Here is a 17468-nt window from a genome sequence, read left to right on the forward strand (position 1 = left end):
AATCTAGATCATCCCGCCGTTGATGGAGATCACCTGCCCCGTGATGTAAGCGGCCTCCGGGCTGGCAAGAAAGGCAGCCAGCGCGGCCACTTCCTCGGGTGTGCCCGCCCTCTTCACGGGCACCATCTGGTTGATGACCGCTTGATCGAACACCGCATCCGCCATCGGCGAAGCAATGATCCCCGGCGCGATCGCATTGACCGTCACGCCACGTGAAGCCACTTCGAGCGACAGCGCCTTGGTCGCACTGTTCAGCGCGCCCTTCGCAGCCGCGTAATTGACCTGCCCCCGGTTGCCCGCAATCGCGGCAACCGAAGAGATGTTCAGGATGCGCCCCCAGCGCGTGCGCATCATCGGCAACAACAAAGGCTGCGTGACGCGGAAGAACCCGTTGAGCGACACGTCGATCACCTTGTGCCACTGCTCGGCGCGCATGCCCGGCAGCACCGCGTCGTCGTGCACACCCGCGTTGTTCACGAGGATCTGGATCGGTCCACCTTCCAGCATCCGCGCGCACGCAGCCGCGCAGGCTTCGTCGCTGCGCAGATCGAACACATGGCATTCCGCCTTGCCGCCCGCCGCCACGATAGACGCAGCCAGTTTTTCAACCGCCTCCGGCCGCGAATTCGCATGCAACAACACCGTGGCGCCATCGCGCGCGAAACGCTCGGCCATCGCGGCACCGAGCGCACCGCTTGCGCCCGTGATCAGTGCGCGTTTTCCTTCGAGACTCATGACGGGGTTGTGCTTTCTGCTGCCAGCGGCGTGTTCAGGACCACCACGGCGCGGCCTTCGGCCAGCATGCGGCCATCGTCGGCCTTCACCGTGAACTCATAAAGAATCTGGCGATCGTCGCCTGACAGGCGATTTGCGCGCACCTGCAACGCGCCGGCGATGTCGTCCAGCCGCGCCACGGCCAACTTCACATTGCGCGCGCTCGCCAGGAAGCCGGCCGAAGGCGTGCTGCCTTCGGCGGCCAACAAGCCGCCGTGCAGCGCCATCGCCTGCGCGGCATATTCGATCGCATTCGGTGCCAGCAACCCGCCGGCGGTGCGCAGCGGGTTGCCCGCTTGCGCGTGCGTCGTGGTGCTGCAGTGGATCGCGTCGGCGTCCCAACTTTCGAGCCGCTCCAGCAGGCACATGCTGCCGCTGTGCGGAATGCGCTGCGCGATGCCCGCGCGGTCGAGCGTCTGCGGCGCCGTCATGCAGCGACGGCCTCGAGGTCGGCCACCAGCAGGACGTTGGCGAAAGGCGTGCCTTCGCTCATCGGAATGCTCTGCACGCGAAAACCCAGGCGCTGCAGCAGCGCCATCCATTCGGCCAGCGGGCGACCCCAGGTCGGCGAGACCTTGTGGCCGCGGATGCGTGTCACCGTGCGGTCGACCCATTGGCTGATGGCAAAACCGCGGCGGCTCGATGCATCGCCCACGCGCAGCAACAACCGCGCTTGCGGATTGCCGCCGCGCTTCAGTGCATCGCGCACACGCAGCAGCACGCCCTCTTGCGCATCGAGGTCCACGTAATGCAGCACGTCGAGGATCACCACGAGATCACACTCCGGCAAGGTCGCCGAACACATGTCGGCGCACAACAGCCGGGGCGCAGGCTGCAGATGGCCGATGGAAGCCTCTGCGCGCGCCACATCTTTCGGCATCAGCTCGATGCCCGTGTAGTCGGCGGCGGCAGGCGTGGCAGACCACGACGACGGCCAGCGCCCCTTTTTCTGCATCGCGCTCATCGATGCCAGCAGGCTCGCGAAAAGGCCCTGACCGCAACCGATATCGACCACACGCCGGTGCTGCGCACCGAACAGTCCGCGTTCGAGCAGCCCGCGAAACACCGGGTCGCGCCCCAGCTTGCCGCGCGCGAATTGCCAGGCGAAGGTGCCGCCCTTCTTGTAGGGGACCGTGGCAGCTTCGTGCAGCTCGCTCCATGCGGTGTCGGTCGACGATGACGGCATCACCGCGCTCATGGCTTCAGTCCTTCGGGCAAGGTGACAGCGCGCAATCCATCGGCGCGCAGGCGTTCGAGCAACAAGGGCAGTACCTCCAGCAAAACGGGTTTTCCTTCGGCGGTGCGCGCGGCATTGCCGTCGTGCAGCAACAGGATGTCGCGCGCCTGCAGGTTGTGGCTCAGGCGCGCCATCACCTTGGTGGCGTCGCCTTCACGCGTATCGAAACCACGGCGCGTCCAGCTCACGAGCGAGAGGCCCAGGCGGTGCAATACGGGTTCGAGAAAGGGGTTGCGCAGGCCGGCCGGTGCACGAAAACAGGTCGGACGCTGGCCGGTGACGTCGGTCAGGATGTCCTGCGCGCGAGCGATTTCTTTCGCGAAACCACGCGGCCCCAGAAAGGAGAAGTTGTGCCGATGCTGCGCCGTGTGGTTCTGGATGCTGTGGCCTCGCGCCACGATCTCGCGCGCCAGTTCGGGGTGCGCCAGCACGCGCTCGGCGATGCAGAAGAAGGTGGCGCGCTGGCCATGTGCGTCCAGCAGGTCGAGCACCTGGGGCGTGACCTCGGGCTCCGGCCCGTCGTCGATGGTGATGGCCACTTCGCGCCGTGCGGCCGCAGCTTCAGGCAGTCGCGTGACATTCGGGCCCAGCAGGCTGCTGCGGGGCGTCAACCCGGCCCCGGTGATCAGCGCATGGTTCAGCACGATGGCGCCGATGGCCCAGGGCAAGGCGCCCGGCACCAGCACGCCCGCACCGATGGCCGCCACATGCCACGCCGCACTGGCGCGCATGGCCGGCGGCCAGGGCCAGGATTCGGAGGGGTTGGACGCGGAAGGCATTTCGGCGGATTTTCCCATCAGCCCTGTGCCTTCGGCGGCGCCACATGCCGCGCGAATGCAGCCGACAGCAGCAGCGCCAGCAGTGCACCCGGCGCAACCACGCGGCCAATCGACGACAGCGCCGGAATGTCCGAGATCGCGATCAGCCCGAACGACACCACGGTCGTCAGGTTGGCCAGCATCAGCGAGGCCAGCGTGTCTTCATCGGCCCGGCCGGTCGTGCGCAACTGGTCGAAGAACAGCGCGTAGTTGGAACCCACCGCAACAATCAGCAGCAGCCCCACCAAGTGGAGGATGCCCAGTGCCGCCTGCATCACGGCCATGCCGCCCAGCGTGAGCATCACTGCGAACACCAGCGGCTGGCACACCGCCAGCAGCCGGCGCCACGAGCGCAGGTAGATGCCGAGCAGCACCACCACCGCCAGCGCACCAAGCAGCACCTGCACGAAGGCTTCATGCAGATAGCGCTGATAGAGCCCCGCGAGTTCACGGCCGACATCGACCACCTGCACTTCGGGCAGGCCGGCCAGCGCGGCTTCGAGCCGCCCCTGGTCGAAGGTCTTGCCGGGATGCAGCACGACCAGCGTCGACCAGCCGCCACCGGGGCGCTGGTACATCAGCGTGTTCACCACCGAACCGAGCGGTCCGCCGGCCAGATCGGCACGCTGCACGGGTGCGAGCTTGCGTGCGGCCTCTACGTCGGTCAGGAATGGACCGAGCCGCGATGCCGGCAGCGGCAGGACCTTCGTGGCCTCTGCCAGGTTGGTGCGCAGCGTTTCTGCGTCGGGCAGGCTTGCAAGGCGCGCGGTTTGCGTGGCCACGCTCGGCAGCACGCGCGTGACGGCTTCGTAGCCGACGAGTTCGCCCTTGTCCACCAGCGCATCGAGGCGCGCGGCGGCTGCTTCGGTGTTGCGCAGCGCGGCTTGCTCGTCGTCGCCATAGGCCACCACCAGCACGCCGCCGTCGCTGGCACCGATGTCGTTGCGCAGCATTTCGTCCAGTTGCTGGGCCGCCTTGGGCACCGGGCTCATCGCGCCCAGGTCGGCACGCCACAGGTGACCGCCCTGCCACAGCACCAGCCCCAGCGCGGCAACCCCGAGCGCGGCCAGCGGCCAGCGCAGGCGCGGCAGGCCGCGCACCAGCACACCGGCAGCTTGCGCCATGTAGCGGCGCATGCCCATGCCGGTCGCGCCATCGGGCGCGAGCATCGGCAGCACATAGCGCGTGGCCAACGCGGCGGAAACGAGTCCGGCGATGGAGAACACGCCCAACTGCGCCAGCCCTGGAAAGCCCGAGAACACCAGCGCCGCGAAACCGCACACGGAAGTGAGCAGCCCGAGCCGCACCGTGGGCCAGTGCACCTCGCGCCAGCGCTGCCAGCCGGTGCCGGCCACGGCGGCGCCGCGAGCCTGTATCAGGTAATAAATGGCGTAGTCGACGGTCTCGCCGATCAGCGTGCTGCCAAAGCCCAGCGTGAGGCCGTGCACCGAGCCGAACACGAGGCTCACGGTCGCCGTGCCGATCACCACGCCGGTAGCCACCGGCAGGAAGGCTATGACCAAGGCGCGCGGCGAGGCGAAAGCCAGCAGCAGCAGACCGCCCATCACGATGCCGCCCACGATCGCGAGGTGGATGGCTTCGGTCTTGATCTTGTCGCGGCTCATCACCGAGAACACCGGCGGCCCGCTCAGCAACAGCGTCGGCTTCGCCTCGCCCATGTCGCGGGTCGCCGCTTCAAAAGCGGCATGCACCTTTGCGATGGCCACGGCCTGCGCGTCGAGGTCGCTGCCGGCGGCGCGCGTGGTGGCGATCATGAGCGCGCGCGGCGCGGTGCGCGACATCCACACGCCGTCTTCGCTGCGCGGCGCGCTGGCGGGCACCAGCTCCATCGCGATGCGTTGCGTCTCGCCGGTCGGATCGCTGTCGAGGAAAGGCTTGATGACGTTGCCGGCCGGCGTGCCGAGCATCGACAAGGTTTCGTTGATGGCATCGCGCAGACCGGCAGCGGTGAACTGCCCCGGCGTGACGCCGGGCGAGAGCTGGTAGCGGTGCTGGAACACCCAGGTGCCCGCCTCGCTCCAGTCGCCGACATCGCCGTTCTGGATCAGGTCGAAGAGCTGGCTCTCGCGCATGGCCTTGCCGACCGCGCGCGACACCGTGGCGCGCTGTTCGACGCTGCTGCCGCCTTCGATGCCCAGCATCAGCGTGCGCGAGGCGACACCGCTTTGCAGTTGCTCGATCAGCACGCGCTGGCGCAGGTCCGGGCTCTTGGGCAGAAAGGCCGAAAGATCGGCGCCGATCTGCGTGCGGGCAATGACCACGGCGCCGCACAGCAGCACCAGCAACCACGCCATCAGCACGACCGCCCTGCGCCGCCAGCCCGGCGGGCCACCCGCCTGCTGCATCGTCACGGTGTGGTGCGTCCCGCCGCCGGGCCGGACGGGGCCGCGTTGGTGGGCACGGCCGCAGGCGCATTCGGCGAGATGTTCATGACCGAGCGGTCACCGCCGACGAATTCCATTTCGAGCCCCAGCACGTCGCTCGCGCGGCCGCTGATGCGAATGCTGCGCACCTGCGCGGCCAGCCTGCTGTCCATGGGCGCGAGGTCGAGCGTCCACTTGGTCGGAGCGCCGGTCACCGTGCTCTTGAAGTAGCGCTGCAGCGTGGCGCCATCGCCGCTCAGCGTGCCGCGCATGGCTTCGACCAGGCCGAGCAGCTCGGGCATGCTGTCCAGCGCCAGGGTGCGATTGCGCCCGCCGCGCGACAAGGTCAGCGTGTTGCCCTCGACCGCCATGGTCTCGATGCGCGGCGACAGCGTGCGGCGCACCAGCTTGTCGGGCGCGTCGAAGCTCAGCGTGCCGCTGGCGTCGAGCGGGCCTTCCAGGCCGTGCACGAAGCGTTGTTCGGTGAAGCGGGCTTCGCCGCTCTTCTGCTTGGCCAGCAGGCTCATCAGCTCGGGCAGGTCGAACGCCGCCCAGGCCGGCATGGCGCAGAACGCCAGTGCCAGCACCACGGCCCTGCAAAGCCAGTCAAGCCGAATCTTCGAGCCAGAAATCATGAAAGTTGAACCAGTTGTACGGGTACGCGCGACACAGCGCTTCGAGGCGCGCGACATAGGCTTCGAGCGCCGCGCGGATGCGCTGCTCGCGCTCTGCAGCGCAGGACGCCGGCTCGCCGAAATCGGCCAGTGGGTCGAACCGGACATCGTAGCGCGCACCGCCACCATAAAGACCCGCCATGAAGAACACCTTGCGACGCAGCAAGGCCGCCAGGCGGAACGGGCCGTCGTTGAAGCATGCCGGCTGCCCCAGGAAGGGCAGCACGATGTTGTTGCCGCGCTGGTGCGCGGGCTGGTCTTCGCTGCCCGGCAAGGTGCGATCGGCCAGCATACCGCCCAGGCCACCGCCGTCGAGCCAGTCGCGCAGCGCGAGCATCGAGTGCGGCCGGCCCAGCGCGATGACGTGGGGCCGCAGCTCGGGCACAGCGATGGCATTGAGGATGGCCGTGATGCGCTGCGCGTTGTCCGGGTACATCAGCATCGCCAGACGCAGGTTGTTCTGGTGCGCCTGGTGCTTGCAGGCGCCCATCACCTCGAAGCTGCCCACGTGGGCGCCGAGCAGGAAGGCGCCCCGCCCTTGCGCAACTTCGGCATCGATCGGCGCATTGCCGTCGACCGTCACCTTGAACAGATCCATGCGGCCGCGCAGGAAGTACACGCGGTCGAGCACCGTCGACGAAAAGGCATGCAGCAGGCGGTAGCCGTCGATCCATCCAGCCTGCGGGCCGATGGCCCTGAAAAGATAGCGCTTGATGTGCCGGCGCTGCGCGGGCGCGAAAAGCAGAAAGTAGATGCTGATCGGCGGCAACAGCAGCCGCGTGACGTGGCGCCCGCACACCAGCGCCATCAGGCAGATGAAGCGCAGCGCCAGCATGTTGCTGCGCTCGGGCGCACGCGCCCAGTCGCCCTTCTGCGTGTTCTGCGCGGAACCCCGGGTTGTCTGCGCGGCCTCGTTGACGGCATTCGCCTCGACGTCGGTGTGCTTCATCACGCAGACTCTTGCACGGCCACCCAGCGGCCGCTGACAGCCACCACGCCGTCGCAACGCACGTCGAATCGCACGCCGCGACCGGTTCCGGCTTCCGGAAGCAGCTCGATGGCGAGCGTGCTGCCCGGCCGCACGGGCGCCAGGAACTTGGCCGCCGCAAGCGTGGGATTCGCCCCCAGCCGCGTGACCAGGGCCGGCACGCGCTGGATGGCTTCCATGACCTCGGCCAGCACCAGGGCGCCTGGAAGCAAGGGTTGGCCAGGGAAATGGCCGGCAAAAACGGGATGGTCGGCCGGCACCGCAAGAGCCATCTGCACCGGGGTGGTGTCTTCCGCGAGCTGCGCCAACGCGAATTCGCGCAGCGCCCGCACGGTGAGCTTGCCGGTGCCTTCGCGCGGGAAGGCCTTGACCTGCACCACCCGGCGCGGCACGAACACGGGTTCGAGGCGTTGCCGCAGCGCAGCAATGATCTCGACCGCCGAAAGCGTCGGCGCAACGACAAAGGCGACCGGCCGCACCACGCCGTCGGCCACTTCATCGGGCAGCCAGAAGGCGCCGTCCTCGACGCCTGCGATGCTGTTCAGGTGGTAGTTCAGGTGCGCCAGCGAGCTGCGCCGGCCCGCCACATGGATCAGGTCGTTGGCACGGCCGAACAGCCGGAAGCGCCGCTCGTCGAGCAGTTCGAGCACGTCGGCCATCGGCGTCGGCTCGGGCATGAAGTCGCCCTCGAAGATGAAGCGCTCGGGGCCACCGGCCTCGGCCGGCTCGGCGTGGACGCGAATCTCGCCAAAGGTTTCCCAGACTTCGCTTTCGGTCGTGCGCCGCGTGGCAACCTGCCCTGACTCGGTGCTGCCGTAGATTTCGAGCAGCACGCCGCCCATGGCCTGCTCGGCCTGCAGGGCGAGCTGCGGCGACAGCGGCGCGGTGGCCGACAGGATCAGGTCGACCGGCGGCAGTTCGATGCCCGACAGCAGCAATGTCTTGAGGTGGAACGGCGTGGTCACCAGCGCGCGCGGGCGCGGCACCGAAGCCAGCGTCTGCACCACGTCGGCCGGAAAGAACGGCCGGCCGCTCTCGAAGGCGGCGCCGCCCAGCATGGCCAGCAGCACCGACGATTCGAGCCCGTAGCTGTGCTGCACCGGCACGGTCGCCACCAGCGTCACACCTTCCAGCGTCGGGCGTTCGAGCACCCTGCAAAGCCGCTTGACCGCCACCGTCACGTCGCCCACCAGGGTGCGCCAGGTCTTGGCATGCGGCTGCGGCACGCCGGTCGAGCCGGAGGTCAGCAGGCTGGCGGCATGCATGGCACCGTCGATCAATGGCACGGTGCCACTTGCATCGCCTTCGAGGCTGGAGCGGTTTTCGATGAAAACGCGCTGCATGCCAGGGGTCTGGAGCTTCGGATCGTCGGTGAGCGCGAAAAGACGGGGGCCGCCGGATTCGAGCAGGCGGGCGAGCGTGTCGGAGCGCGCATCGGGCGGCAGCAGGCTGGCATGGCCACGCACCAACGCGGCCCCCAGGCTCACGGCAAAGGCGTAGCGGTCGACACAAAGATTGACCGCCGGCCCCTCGCCCGGCAAGACCGGCGCGAAGCGGGCCACGTCGGCCAGAAACTGCCGCGTGCTCACGGGCACGCCGGCACGCCAGGCCAGGGGGGCATCGGGGTCGCGGTCCGCGAGCAGCGGCAGGAATTGAATGTCTGTCGTCACGCGGGCAGCGCCTGTTTCATCGGCCGCCGGTGCCGTGGTCGACCGACGATGTGCCGTAGAACGCGCGCACTGCATCCACCAGGCGCGTGCGCTCGAATTCGGGATGCAGCCGGTAGCGCACAAGATGTTCGCCCACGAACAGCAGCGCCACCATCACCGGCGAGAGCACATTGGCGAACAGCGACCAGTCTGAAAACGGCCGTGTCATGTAGATCGCGATCGACGCCAGCACCACGGCGGCAAAGTATCCCGTCCAGATGCGCGTGAGCTGCGTGGTGTAGGCCAGCATGTGGCCCTTGAGCGGATGAACGCGCTGGGCAAACTGGGTGATCAGCGGCAAGCTCTTGCCGCGCAGCGTCGAGCCGAACCAGCCGCACAGCGCGCCGTTGATGGCAACGTGCTGCATCACATAAAGACGGTCCGGGTCACCCGCTTCACCCAGGAAGACGAGCGAGAAGCCGCCGATGCCCAGCGCGGCCATGCCGACGAAGCCCCAGCGGCCGAACCAGCTCGCGGCAAAGCCCATAGCGGCAAGCCACAACGGACCGAGCAGCACCACAACGGCCCACGGCGCCGTGGCGTGAAACAGGGTCATCCAGTGAGAGAGGCCGGCATAGGCGACTCCCACCAGCAGCAGGAGTGCCAGTCGCCATCGTGACATGGGGATCAGGAAGCGGCGCGATGCTGTGCGACGTGGGTCGCGAGCGTGCGCAGCGACTGAAAAATCTGCTGGTTGCGCTCGTCGTCCGAACGCAACTGGAAACCATAGCGCCGGGAGACTTCGAGCGCGACTTCGAGGATGTCGATCGAGTCGAGCCCGAGGCCTTCGCCATACAGCGGATCGGTGGGCACGATGTCCTCGGGGGCAACCTCAAGGTTCAATGCGTTCACCAGCAGCACAGCCAGTTCTTTTTCGATCGGCGACTGTTCTGACGCGTCGCCAGTGGCGGGAAGGGGGGGCTGAGCAGTCGATGACAAAAAAACCTCCTGATACTTTTTTCCGGAACTACCGATGGAACTACCGTGCGGGCCGTGGATTATAGGAGTGCGGCTTGATTAGACTGCCCGTTTCGACACGACCCGGAGCGCCCATGGCCGACCCCCTTCTGATCGCACGCCACGACACCATCGAGTGCACCCTCCTGCCCGCACTGGCCAACCGCCACGGCCTGATCACCGGCGCCACCGGCACCGGCAAGACCGTCACGCTGCAGACAATGGCCGAGAAGCTGTCGAGCATCGGCGTGCCGGTGTTCATGGCCGACGTGAAGGGCGACCTCACCGGCATCAGCCAGAAAGGTGTCATCGGCGCCAAGCTGGCCGCCACGCTCAAGGAACGCGGCATCGAGGTGCCCGAGCCCTCCGCCTGCCCCGTCACGCTGTGGGACGTGTTCGGCGAACAGGGCCACCCGGTGCGCGCCACCATTTCCGACATGGGCCCCCTGCTGCTGGGCCGCATGCTCGACGTGAACGAAACGCAGGCCGGCGTGCTGAACCTGGTGTTCAAGATCGCCGACGACAACGGCCTGCTGCTGCTCGACCTGAAGGACCTGCGCGCCATGCTGCAGTACGTGGGCGAAAACAGCAGCCAGTTCACCACCCAGTACGGCAACATCAGCGCCGCCAGCGTGGGCGCCATCCAGCGCGGGCTGCTGCAGATCGAGACCCAGGGCGGCGACAAGTTCTTCGGCGAGCCGATGCTCAACATCGCCGATTTCATGCAGACGGTGGGCGGCAAGGGTGTCATCAACATCCTGGCAGCCGACAAGCTCATGAACTCGCCGCGCCTGTACGCGACCTTCCTGTTGTGGATGCTGTCGGAGCTGTTCGAGCAGTTGCCTGAAATCGGCGACCCCGACCAGCCCAAGATGGCCTTTTTCTTCGACGAGGCTCACCTGCTGTTCAACGAAGCACCCAAGGCGCTGGTGGAACGCATCGAGCTGGTGGTGCGGCTGGTGCGCTCCAAGGGCGTGGGCGTCTATTTCGTGACGCAGAACCCGCTGGACATTCCCGACACGGTGCTGGCTCAGTTGGGCAACCGCGTGCAGCACGCGCTGCGCGCCTTCACCCCGCGCGACCAGAAGGCCGTGAAAGCTGCCGCCAGCACGATGCGGCAAAAGCCCGGCCTCGACATCGAGACGGCTATCACCGAACTCGCGGTCGGCGAAGCGCTGGTGAGCTTCCTGGACGACAAGGGTCGCCCGAGCGTGACCGAGCGCGTGTTCGTGGTGCCGCCGGGCAGCCAGCTCGGCCCGATCACGCCCGATCAGCGCAAGGCACTGATCGCCAATTCGCTGGTGGCCGGCGTCTACGAAAAGACGGTGGACCGCGAATCGGCTTATGAAAAGCTCAAGGGCCGCGCCGACAGCGCACCCGATGCGCCCGCGGTCGCACCGGGAGGCAAGGCCGCAGCGGAAGCATCCGGCTCCGGCATGGGCGGCATGCTCAACGACATGATCTTCGGCAGCACCGGGCCACGCGGTGGCAAACGTGACGGACTGGTGCAGACCATGGCCAAGTCGGCGGTGCGCACCATGGGAACGTCGGTCGGCAAGGAGATCCTGCGTGGGGTGCTTGGCGGGATCTTCGGTAGCAAGAAGCGCTGACCCGCTCCGGTTTGGGGTCGTTGTTCGGGGCGCTGCTGTTCAGGGCGGCACTCACGCCGACACGGTGCTCTTTTTCGCGAATGTCCCCCGCTTCGCTCCTCCTTTATTTAGCTAAAAAGAGCCCCGTATCGACGTGAGCGCTCAGAGCGGTCGTTGATCGGCGACCACCAGCAGCGTGTCCAGGTGCGAATGACACCGGGTACTCCCCGCAGCGAAATAAAGGAGGAGCGAAGCGGGGGACATTCGCGGAGGGGAGCTCCCGGTGTCATTCGTACGCGCCCCGAATGAATCCAAACGCGGCTACCAGCGCAGCAACCGGGGGCCCAGCACAGCCCCGATCAGCACCGGCGCAGCGATCCCGCTCACGTACCAGACCGCCAGGAACGGCGCGGTCAACTCCATGCAGTGCAACGCATAGACAGCGGCCCCGACACCGCCCGCCAACGCCCCAGCCGCAGCACCAGCAAGTGCAGGCCGCGTAGGCGCCAGCCCCTTGAGCGCCACCATCGTGGCCGCGAAAACCGGCAACGCCATCAAGCTGATGCTCAACGCACAGATGCGCCACGACTGCCCCATCAGCGACGGCATGCGCTCCTCGATGGGCACAGAGAACCAGACGATCGCTGCCAGCACCCAGATCGCGAGCACCGGCAACACCGCACCGAACCAGGACCGCCGCACCGCCACACCCGGACGGGCCAGCCGCTGCACCATCACAAAGGCGGCCGCCGCGATGCACAGCGGAAACAGCACCTTGACCCAGAACATCGGCCAGAACATGGCCTGCATCAGATCGCGCCGCAGCCCGTATTCGACAAACAGGATCACGAACGACAACGGCAGCCCGGCCAGCACCGCCAGCCCGATGCGCCCACCCGCGCCGCGCCGCCGCACCGCCACGTTGCCGGTGGCCAGCATCGCCACGAGGTCGTCGGTCTTCATGCGGCGCCACCCCAACTGTTGCCGAACCTGGCGGCCAGGGCCTTCAGCCCCCGGTGGATGCCGACCTTGACCGCTGACTCCGACATGCCCGTCAGGCTCGCGGTCTCGGCCACCGACAGGCCCTCGATCTTCACGTGCACGATCGGCAGGCGCTGGCGCTCGGGCAGGCTGTCGAGCAGGCCGCCCAGGTCGCGCTTTGCGTCGCTGGCCTCGGTGGCCGACTCGGCGAACACCGCCAGGTCGTCGTCCAGCGGGTCATGCAGGTCTTCGCGAACCGACTTGGCGCGCAGCAGGTCGATCATCTTGTAGCGCGCAATCGCGTGCACCCAGGCCGTCAACGGCTGGTCGCTCTGGTAGGTGTGGCGCTGGTTGTGCATGGCGAGCAGGCATTCCTGGACAAGGTCTTCCACTTCATCGGGCCAGCCAAAGAGGCGCTTGCCCAGAAAGGCACGCAGGTGCGCGCTGAGTTTCTGCAGGAAGTCGCGGTAGGCACCGGCGTCGCCGTCGAGGCCACGAAGGAACAGGCTCCGCAGCGCCGCTTCCGCGTCGCTCATCTGCTGCATCCTGCTGCCTACGGTGTTTCGTGCCATCTCGCCGGCTGGTTACAGCCTTGTCGAAAAAAGATTCCGGTCGATTGTGCCGAAGGTGTCCGCTTGCAAGCACCACACACCATCGGTACATTGTGTTTTTTGAGGGCTACCAATGTCTGCCGACAGCACAACGATCCCTTCTGCAACACCGGTCGCCACGCCGCTTGTGACCGCCGAACCGCCGACCGGTGCCACGCCCTTCCCCCCGCTTCACCCCTCGACATCGACCGGCCACATCCGGCTGACCTCGCACGCCGGCGGCTTCGGCGCACTGCCCATCCAGTGGGGCGCGGCCACCGCCACCGAGCGCGGCCCCGTCGTCGGCACCACCACCAAGCGCGCGCACCGCAACGTCATCGGCACGCACAGCGGCTCGTACAGCGTGTACCGGGCGCTGGCGGTGGCCTCGGGCGCGCTCAAGCGCGAGCACAAGGCCGACCTGACCAACACCGCGCCCACCGACGTGATCGGGCCGTACCCGCAGTGGAGCGAGCCGGGGCGCATCGTCTCGCTCGACCCGTGGGGCGCGCTGGTGGCGGATGTGTTCTCGACCGAACTTGCGGCTGGCTACGACATCCGCCCGACCATCGCGATCACCAAGGCCCATGTGATCCTGCCCGAGGTGATCGAGGCGCTGCAGAGCGGCCGCCTCAAGGCCGACGGCCACTTTCTCACCGCGGGCGGTGCCGCGATGGTGACCAAGGCCGCCATCGAGCCCGTCTGGTATCTGCCCGAGGTGGCGCGCCGCTTCGGCTGCACCGAAAACGACCTGCGCCGCACGCTGTTCGAGGAAACCGGCGGCATGTACCCCGAGCTGGTCACGCGCTCCGACCTCGAAGTCTTCCTGCCGCCCATCGGCGGGCAGACGCTCTACATCTTCGGCAACCCGCGCGACCTGGCCAACCCCGAGGTCGAACTCACCGCGCGCATCCATGACGAGTGCAACGGCTCCGACGTGTTCGGCTCCGACATCTGCACCTGCCGCCCCTATCTCACGCACGCCATCGAGGAATGCATCATGGGCGCGCAACGCGGCGGCGTCGGGCTGATCGCCTACTCGCGCAAGGAGGGCCGCGCGCTGGGCGAGGTCACCAAGTTCCTGGTCTACAACGCACGCAAGCGGCAGGTGGGCGGCGACACGGCCGACCAGTATTTCGCGCGCACCGAGTGCGTGGCCGGCGTGCAGGACATGCGCTTCCAGGAGCTGATGCCCGACGTCTTCCACTGGCTCGGCATCAAGAAGATCCATCGGCTCGTGTCGATGAGCAACATGAAGTTCGACGCGATCACCGGCTCGGGCATCGAGATCGGCGAGCGCGTGAACATTCCCGACGAACTGATCCCGGCCGATGCGCGCGTCGAGATGGACGCGAAGATGGCCGCCGGCTACTTCACCCCTGGCCCTGTGCCAGACGCAGAAGAACTCAAGAAGGCCAAGGGCCGCGGACTCACCGAATGACCACCAGCCACAACACCGACCCCCACATGCCCGTCGACGGTTCCGGCAGCCTGCCGCCCGGCGGCGCGGGCAAGGTCGATCCATCGATCGAATTCACCGCCGACGCCAGCCACCCGGCCGGCGCGGCGAGCCTGCTGCGCACCACCGCCGCCATCCGCCAGCGTGCCGGCGCCCTGCTGGCACGCGCGCGCAACGGCGAGTCGCAGTGGTTTCGCATCGGCGGCGACGACATGCTGGAGGACGCGGCGCGCACCGTGGCCGAAGTCACGCGCGAGCGCTACCCGTGGGACACCATCCCGTACCACAGCCGCTGGCGCCACTTCGAGGCCGGCGGCGTCGATCGCATCGAAGAACTCAACACCCGGCTGGGTGCACTCGATGCACGGCAGCGCGCCCGTGCGCACATCGACCTCGTGCTGGTGAGCGTGCTGCTCGACGCCGGCGCCGGGCCCGATTGGCACTACATCGAATCCGCCACCGGCGAGCGCTTCACGCGCTCCGAAGGCCTGGGCGTGGCGAGCTTCCACGCCTTCATGAGCGGGATGTTTTCTTCGGACCCGAACCATCCGTATCAGGTCGATGCGGATGGCCTGCGTGGCCTCGTTGCCGACCGGCTGGGCGACGCCTTCCAGGTCAGCGAGGTCAATCCGCTGGTCGGCCTTGCGGGCCGTGCCACGCTGTTGCGCCGGCTGGGCGAAGCAATGAACGAGCAGCCCGAAATCTTCGGCGACGACGGCCGGCCGGGCCGGCTGTTCGACGCACTGGTCGGCCCCTACGGCCCGGCCGCGCCGCCCACCGCCGAGATCACCGCGCACCAGATCCTGTCGCTGCTGCTCGATTCGCTCTCGCGCATCTGGCCTTCGGCCAATGCCGTCGACAGCATCGCGGCCGATGGCAGCGACAACGCGGGCGGCATCGGCTCCAGCGATCCGGCGCTGGCGCTCGGCGACTGCTGGCGCCACAGCGCAGTGCGCGGGCCTGGCCTCACCAACGGCTGGATGCCGTTCCACAAGCTGTCGCAATGGCTCACCTATTCGCTGCTCGAACCCTTCGAGTGGGCGGGCGTGAAGGTGCGGCACCTCGATGCGCTCACTGCCCTGCCCGAATACCGCAACGGCGGCCTCCTGATCGACAGCGGCGTGATCGTGCCCAGAGACCCGGCCTTTCTCACCCGGCGCTGGAAGGCGAGCGACGAATTCATCGTCGAATGGCGCGCGCTGACCGTGGCGCTGCTCGACGAAGTGGCGCCGCGCGTGCGCAAGGTGCTCAACCGCACCGCCGAAGAACTGCCGCTGGCCTGCATCCTCGAAGGCGGCACCTGGGCGGCCGGCCGGGCACTGGCACAGCGCTTGCGTAATGGTGCTCCGCCCCTGTTGATCGAGAGCGACGGCACCGTCTTTTAGACTCCCCGGTTCAGCAACGGTAGAAAAAATTCAAATGAGCAACGTCCATCTCGTCAATCACCCCCTCGTCCAGCACAAGCTCACGCTGATGCGCCGCAAGGATGCGTCCACCAACAGCTTCCGCCGGCTCCTCAATGAAATCAGCATGCTGATGGCCTACGAGGTCACGCGCGACATGCCGATGCAGGACATCGAAGTCGAAACGCCCCTTGAAACCATGCAGGCCAAGGTCATCGACGGCAAGAAGCTGGTTCTGGTGTCGATCCTGCGCGCCGGCACCGGCATCCTGGACGGCATGCTGACCGTGGTGCCGGGCGCGCGCGTCGGCCACATCGGCCTGTACCGCGACCCCAAGACGCTGACGGCCGTCGAGTACTACTTCAAGATGCCCGGCGAAATGGACAGCCGCGACGTGATCGTGGTCGACCCGATGCTGGCCACCGGCAATTCGGCCGTGGCTGCGGTCGAGCGTTTGAAAGAACTCAACCCCAAGTCGATCAAGTTCGTCTGCCTGCTGACCTGCCCCGAAGGCGTGGCAACCATGCAGAAGGCGCACCCCGATGTGCCGATCTACACCGCCGCCATCGACCGCGAGCTGGACAGCCACGGCTACATCCTCCCCGGCTTGGGCGACGCCGGCGACCGGATCTTCGGCACAAAATAAGTCTCGCCCCCAGGCTTCGCGCACTTCGTGTCGCTTCTCCAACCCCCTACCGGGGGCAACACCTGAGGCCCGGCAAAGCCGGTTCCTCGGTGTTTCTGGAAAAGGGCGGCACTTTTTTTGCAGAACAAGATTTCCACACCCCGAGGAGAAGCACCGTGACAGCACGCCGTCAGTTGATCATTCGTTCCGTCGCCATTGCCGCAGCACTTGCGGCCGGCGCGCCCGGTCTTGCGCTTGCGCAGCAGGCCAAGTTGAAGGTGGCGGCGGTGTACACCGTGCCCTTCGAGCAGCAATGGGTGGGCCGCATCCACAAGGCACTCAAGGCGGCGGAAGCGCGCGGCGAGATCGAATACAAGGCCACCGAGAACGTCAGCAACGCCGACTACGAGCGCGTGATGCGCGAGTACGCCACCGGCGGCAACCAGCTCATCCTGGGTGAAGTGTTCGGCGTGGAAGCGGCAGCGCGCAAGGTCGCGAAAGATTTCCCCAAGGTCGCCTTCCTGATGGGCTCGTCGCTCAAGCCGCAGGCGCCCAACTTCAGCGTGTTCGACAACTACATCCAGGAGCCGGCGTACCTGAGCGGCATGGTGGCCGGCGGCGTGACCAAGAGCAACCGCATCGGCATGGTCGGCGGCTTCCCGATTCCCGAGGTCAACCGCCTGATGAACGCCTTCATGGCCGGCGCCAAGGAAACGAACCCGAAGGTCGAGTTCAGCGTGAGCTTCATCAACAGCTGGTTCGACCCACCGAAGGCCAAGGAAGCGGCCTTCGCCATGATCGACAAGGGCGCCGACGTGATGTACGCCGAGCGCTTCGGCGTGTCGGATGCGGCCAAGGAAAAGGGCAAGCTCGCCATCGGCAACGTGATCGACACCCAGGCGCAATACCCCGACACGGTGGTCGCCTCGGCCCTGTGGAACTTCGAGCCCTCGGCCGACCGCGCGATCAAGCTCGTGAAGGAAGGCAAGTTCGCCGCCGAAGACTACGGCGTGTACTCGCAGATGAAGCACAAGGGTTCCGAACTGGCACCGCTCGGTACTTTCGAGAAGAAGGTGCCGGCCGACTTCATCGCCAAGGTGAAGTCCAAGCAGGCCGACATCCTTGCCGGCAAGTTCACCGTCAAGGTGGACGACGGCCAGCCCAAGTCCACCGCGAAATAAGCATTCCCGAAAACCTATGAATCGTGCGCGATGGCGGACCGCAATCCATGGTGTGGCTGTTGCGGCGTTGGCCGTCGTCGCGCTCACTGCATGCCAACC

At 67.1% G+C, this 17468-nt stretch carries 17 protein-coding genes; 5 read left to right on the top strand and 12 right to left on the bottom strand.

Annotated features, from left to right (window positions below; genetic code table 11):
* Positions 1 to 3: 3 nt before the first annotated feature.
* The 10 genes from fabG to H7F35_RS32105 are packed head-to-tail and all read right to left on the bottom strand — an operon-like array spanning position 4 to position 9523.
* Positions 4 to 735, bottom strand: a complete 732-nt coding sequence (fabG, locus tag H7F35_RS32060; protein WP_187110516.1) for a 3-oxoacyl-ACP reductase FabG — start codon at positions 733 to 735, stop codon at positions 4 to 6.
* Positions 732 to 1205 carry a hydroxymyristoyl-ACP dehydratase gene (locus tag H7F35_RS32065; protein ID WP_187110517.1) on the bottom strand — a complete coding sequence of 158 codons (474 nt, stop codon included), beginning with the start codon at positions 1203 to 1205 and terminating at the stop codon, positions 732 to 734. Before H7F35_RS32065 ends, fabG begins: the two co-directional genes overlap by 4 nt.
* Positions 1202 to 1972 (bottom strand): class I SAM-dependent methyltransferase, encoded by a 771-nt coding sequence (locus H7F35_RS32070; RefSeq protein ID WP_187110518.1) that lies wholly within the window; start codon positions 1970 to 1972, stop codon positions 1202 to 1204. The genes H7F35_RS32065 and H7F35_RS32070 overlap by 4 nt, the downstream gene beginning before the upstream one ends.
* Positions 1969 to 2808, bottom strand: coding sequence for a polysaccharide deacetylase family protein (locus H7F35_RS32075; protein ID WP_187110519.1), 840 nt, complete (start codon positions 2806 to 2808; stop codon positions 1969 to 1971). The genes H7F35_RS32070 and H7F35_RS32075 overlap by 4 nt, the downstream gene beginning before the upstream one ends.
* Complete coding sequence (locus H7F35_RS32080) at positions 2808 to 5195, bottom strand: MMPL family transporter (RefSeq protein WP_261803727.1); 2388 nt, start codon at positions 5193 to 5195, stop codon at positions 2808 to 2810. Before H7F35_RS32080 ends, H7F35_RS32075 begins: the two co-directional genes overlap by 1 nt.
* Positions 5196 to 5197: 2 nt before the next feature.
* Positions 5198 to 5848, bottom strand: coding sequence for an outer membrane lipoprotein carrier protein LolA (locus H7F35_RS32085; RefSeq protein WP_261803441.1), 651 nt, complete (start codon positions 5846 to 5848; stop codon positions 5198 to 5200).
* Positions 5820 to 6836 (bottom strand): acyl-CoA synthetase, encoded by a 1017-nt coding sequence (locus H7F35_RS32090; RefSeq protein WP_187110521.1) that lies wholly within the window; start codon positions 6834 to 6836, stop codon positions 5820 to 5822. Before H7F35_RS32090 ends, H7F35_RS32085 begins: the two co-directional genes overlap by 29 nt.
* Entirely contained in the window at positions 6836 to 8545 is a 1710-nt protein-coding gene (locus tag H7F35_RS32095) for an AMP-binding protein (RefSeq protein ID WP_187110522.1), read from the bottom strand. The genes H7F35_RS32090 and H7F35_RS32095 overlap by 1 nt, the downstream gene beginning before the upstream one ends.
* A 16-nt stretch (positions 8546 to 8561) precedes the next feature.
* A complete protein-coding gene (locus H7F35_RS32100) occupies positions 8562 to 9206 on the bottom strand; it encodes a hypothetical protein (protein ID WP_187110523.1) in 645 nt (214 codons plus the stop codon).
* A gap of 5 nt (positions 9207 to 9211) precedes the next feature.
* Complete coding sequence (locus H7F35_RS32105; RefSeq protein WP_187110524.1) at positions 9212 to 9523, bottom strand: phosphopantetheine-binding protein; 312 nt, start codon at positions 9521 to 9523, stop codon at positions 9212 to 9214.
* A gap of 113 nt (positions 9524 to 9636) precedes the next feature.
* Between H7F35_RS32105 and H7F35_RS32110 the strand changes: the two genes are divergently transcribed.
* On the top strand, positions 9637 to 11151 hold the full coding sequence (locus H7F35_RS32110) for a helicase HerA-like domain-containing protein (protein WP_187110525.1): 1515 nt from the start codon (positions 9637 to 9639) through the stop codon (positions 11149 to 11151).
* 300 nt (positions 11152 to 11451) lie between these two features.
* On the opposite strand, the gene H7F35_RS32115 is transcribed toward H7F35_RS32110, so the two are convergent.
* Positions 11452 to 12093 carry an NrsF family protein gene (locus H7F35_RS32115; RefSeq protein WP_187110526.1) on the bottom strand — a complete coding sequence of 214 codons (642 nt, stop codon included), beginning with the start codon at positions 12091 to 12093 and terminating at the stop codon, positions 11452 to 11454.
* Positions 12090 to 12647, bottom strand: coding sequence for a sigma-70 family RNA polymerase sigma factor (locus tag H7F35_RS32120; protein ID WP_261803442.1), 558 nt, complete (start codon positions 12645 to 12647; stop codon positions 12090 to 12092). Before H7F35_RS32120 ends, H7F35_RS32115 begins: the two co-directional genes overlap by 4 nt.
* A 148-nt stretch (positions 12648 to 12795) precedes the next feature.
* On the opposite strand from H7F35_RS32120, the gene H7F35_RS32125 reads away from it, so the two are divergent.
* From H7F35_RS32125 to H7F35_RS32140, 4 genes are all read left to right on the top strand, one after another.
* Positions 12796 to 14142: a GTP cyclohydrolase II gene (locus H7F35_RS32125; RefSeq protein WP_187110528.1), complete on the top strand. Its 1347-nt coding sequence runs from the start codon at positions 12796 to 12798 to the stop codon at positions 14140 to 14142.
* Positions 14139 to 15545, top strand: a complete 1407-nt coding sequence (locus H7F35_RS32130) for a URC4/urg3 family protein (RefSeq protein WP_187110529.1) — start codon at positions 14139 to 14141, stop codon at positions 15543 to 15545. The genes H7F35_RS32125 and H7F35_RS32130 overlap by 4 nt, the downstream gene beginning before the upstream one ends.
* 34 nt (positions 15546 to 15579) lie before the next feature.
* Positions 15580 to 16209, top strand: a complete 630-nt coding sequence (gene upp, locus H7F35_RS32135; RefSeq protein WP_187110530.1) for a uracil phosphoribosyltransferase — start codon at positions 15580 to 15582, stop codon at positions 16207 to 16209.
* A gap of 155 nt (positions 16210 to 16364) precedes the next feature.
* On the top strand, positions 16365 to 17369 hold the full coding sequence (locus tag H7F35_RS32140) for a BMP family protein (RefSeq protein ID WP_187110531.1): 1005 nt from the start codon (positions 16365 to 16367) through the stop codon (positions 17367 to 17369).
* Positions 17370 to 17468 lie beyond the last annotated feature (99 nt).

The sequence above is a fragment of the Variovorax sp. PAMC26660 genome, assembly GCF_014302995.1.
Classification (GTDB): domain Bacteria; phylum Pseudomonadota; class Gammaproteobacteria; order Burkholderiales; family Burkholderiaceae_C; genus Variovorax.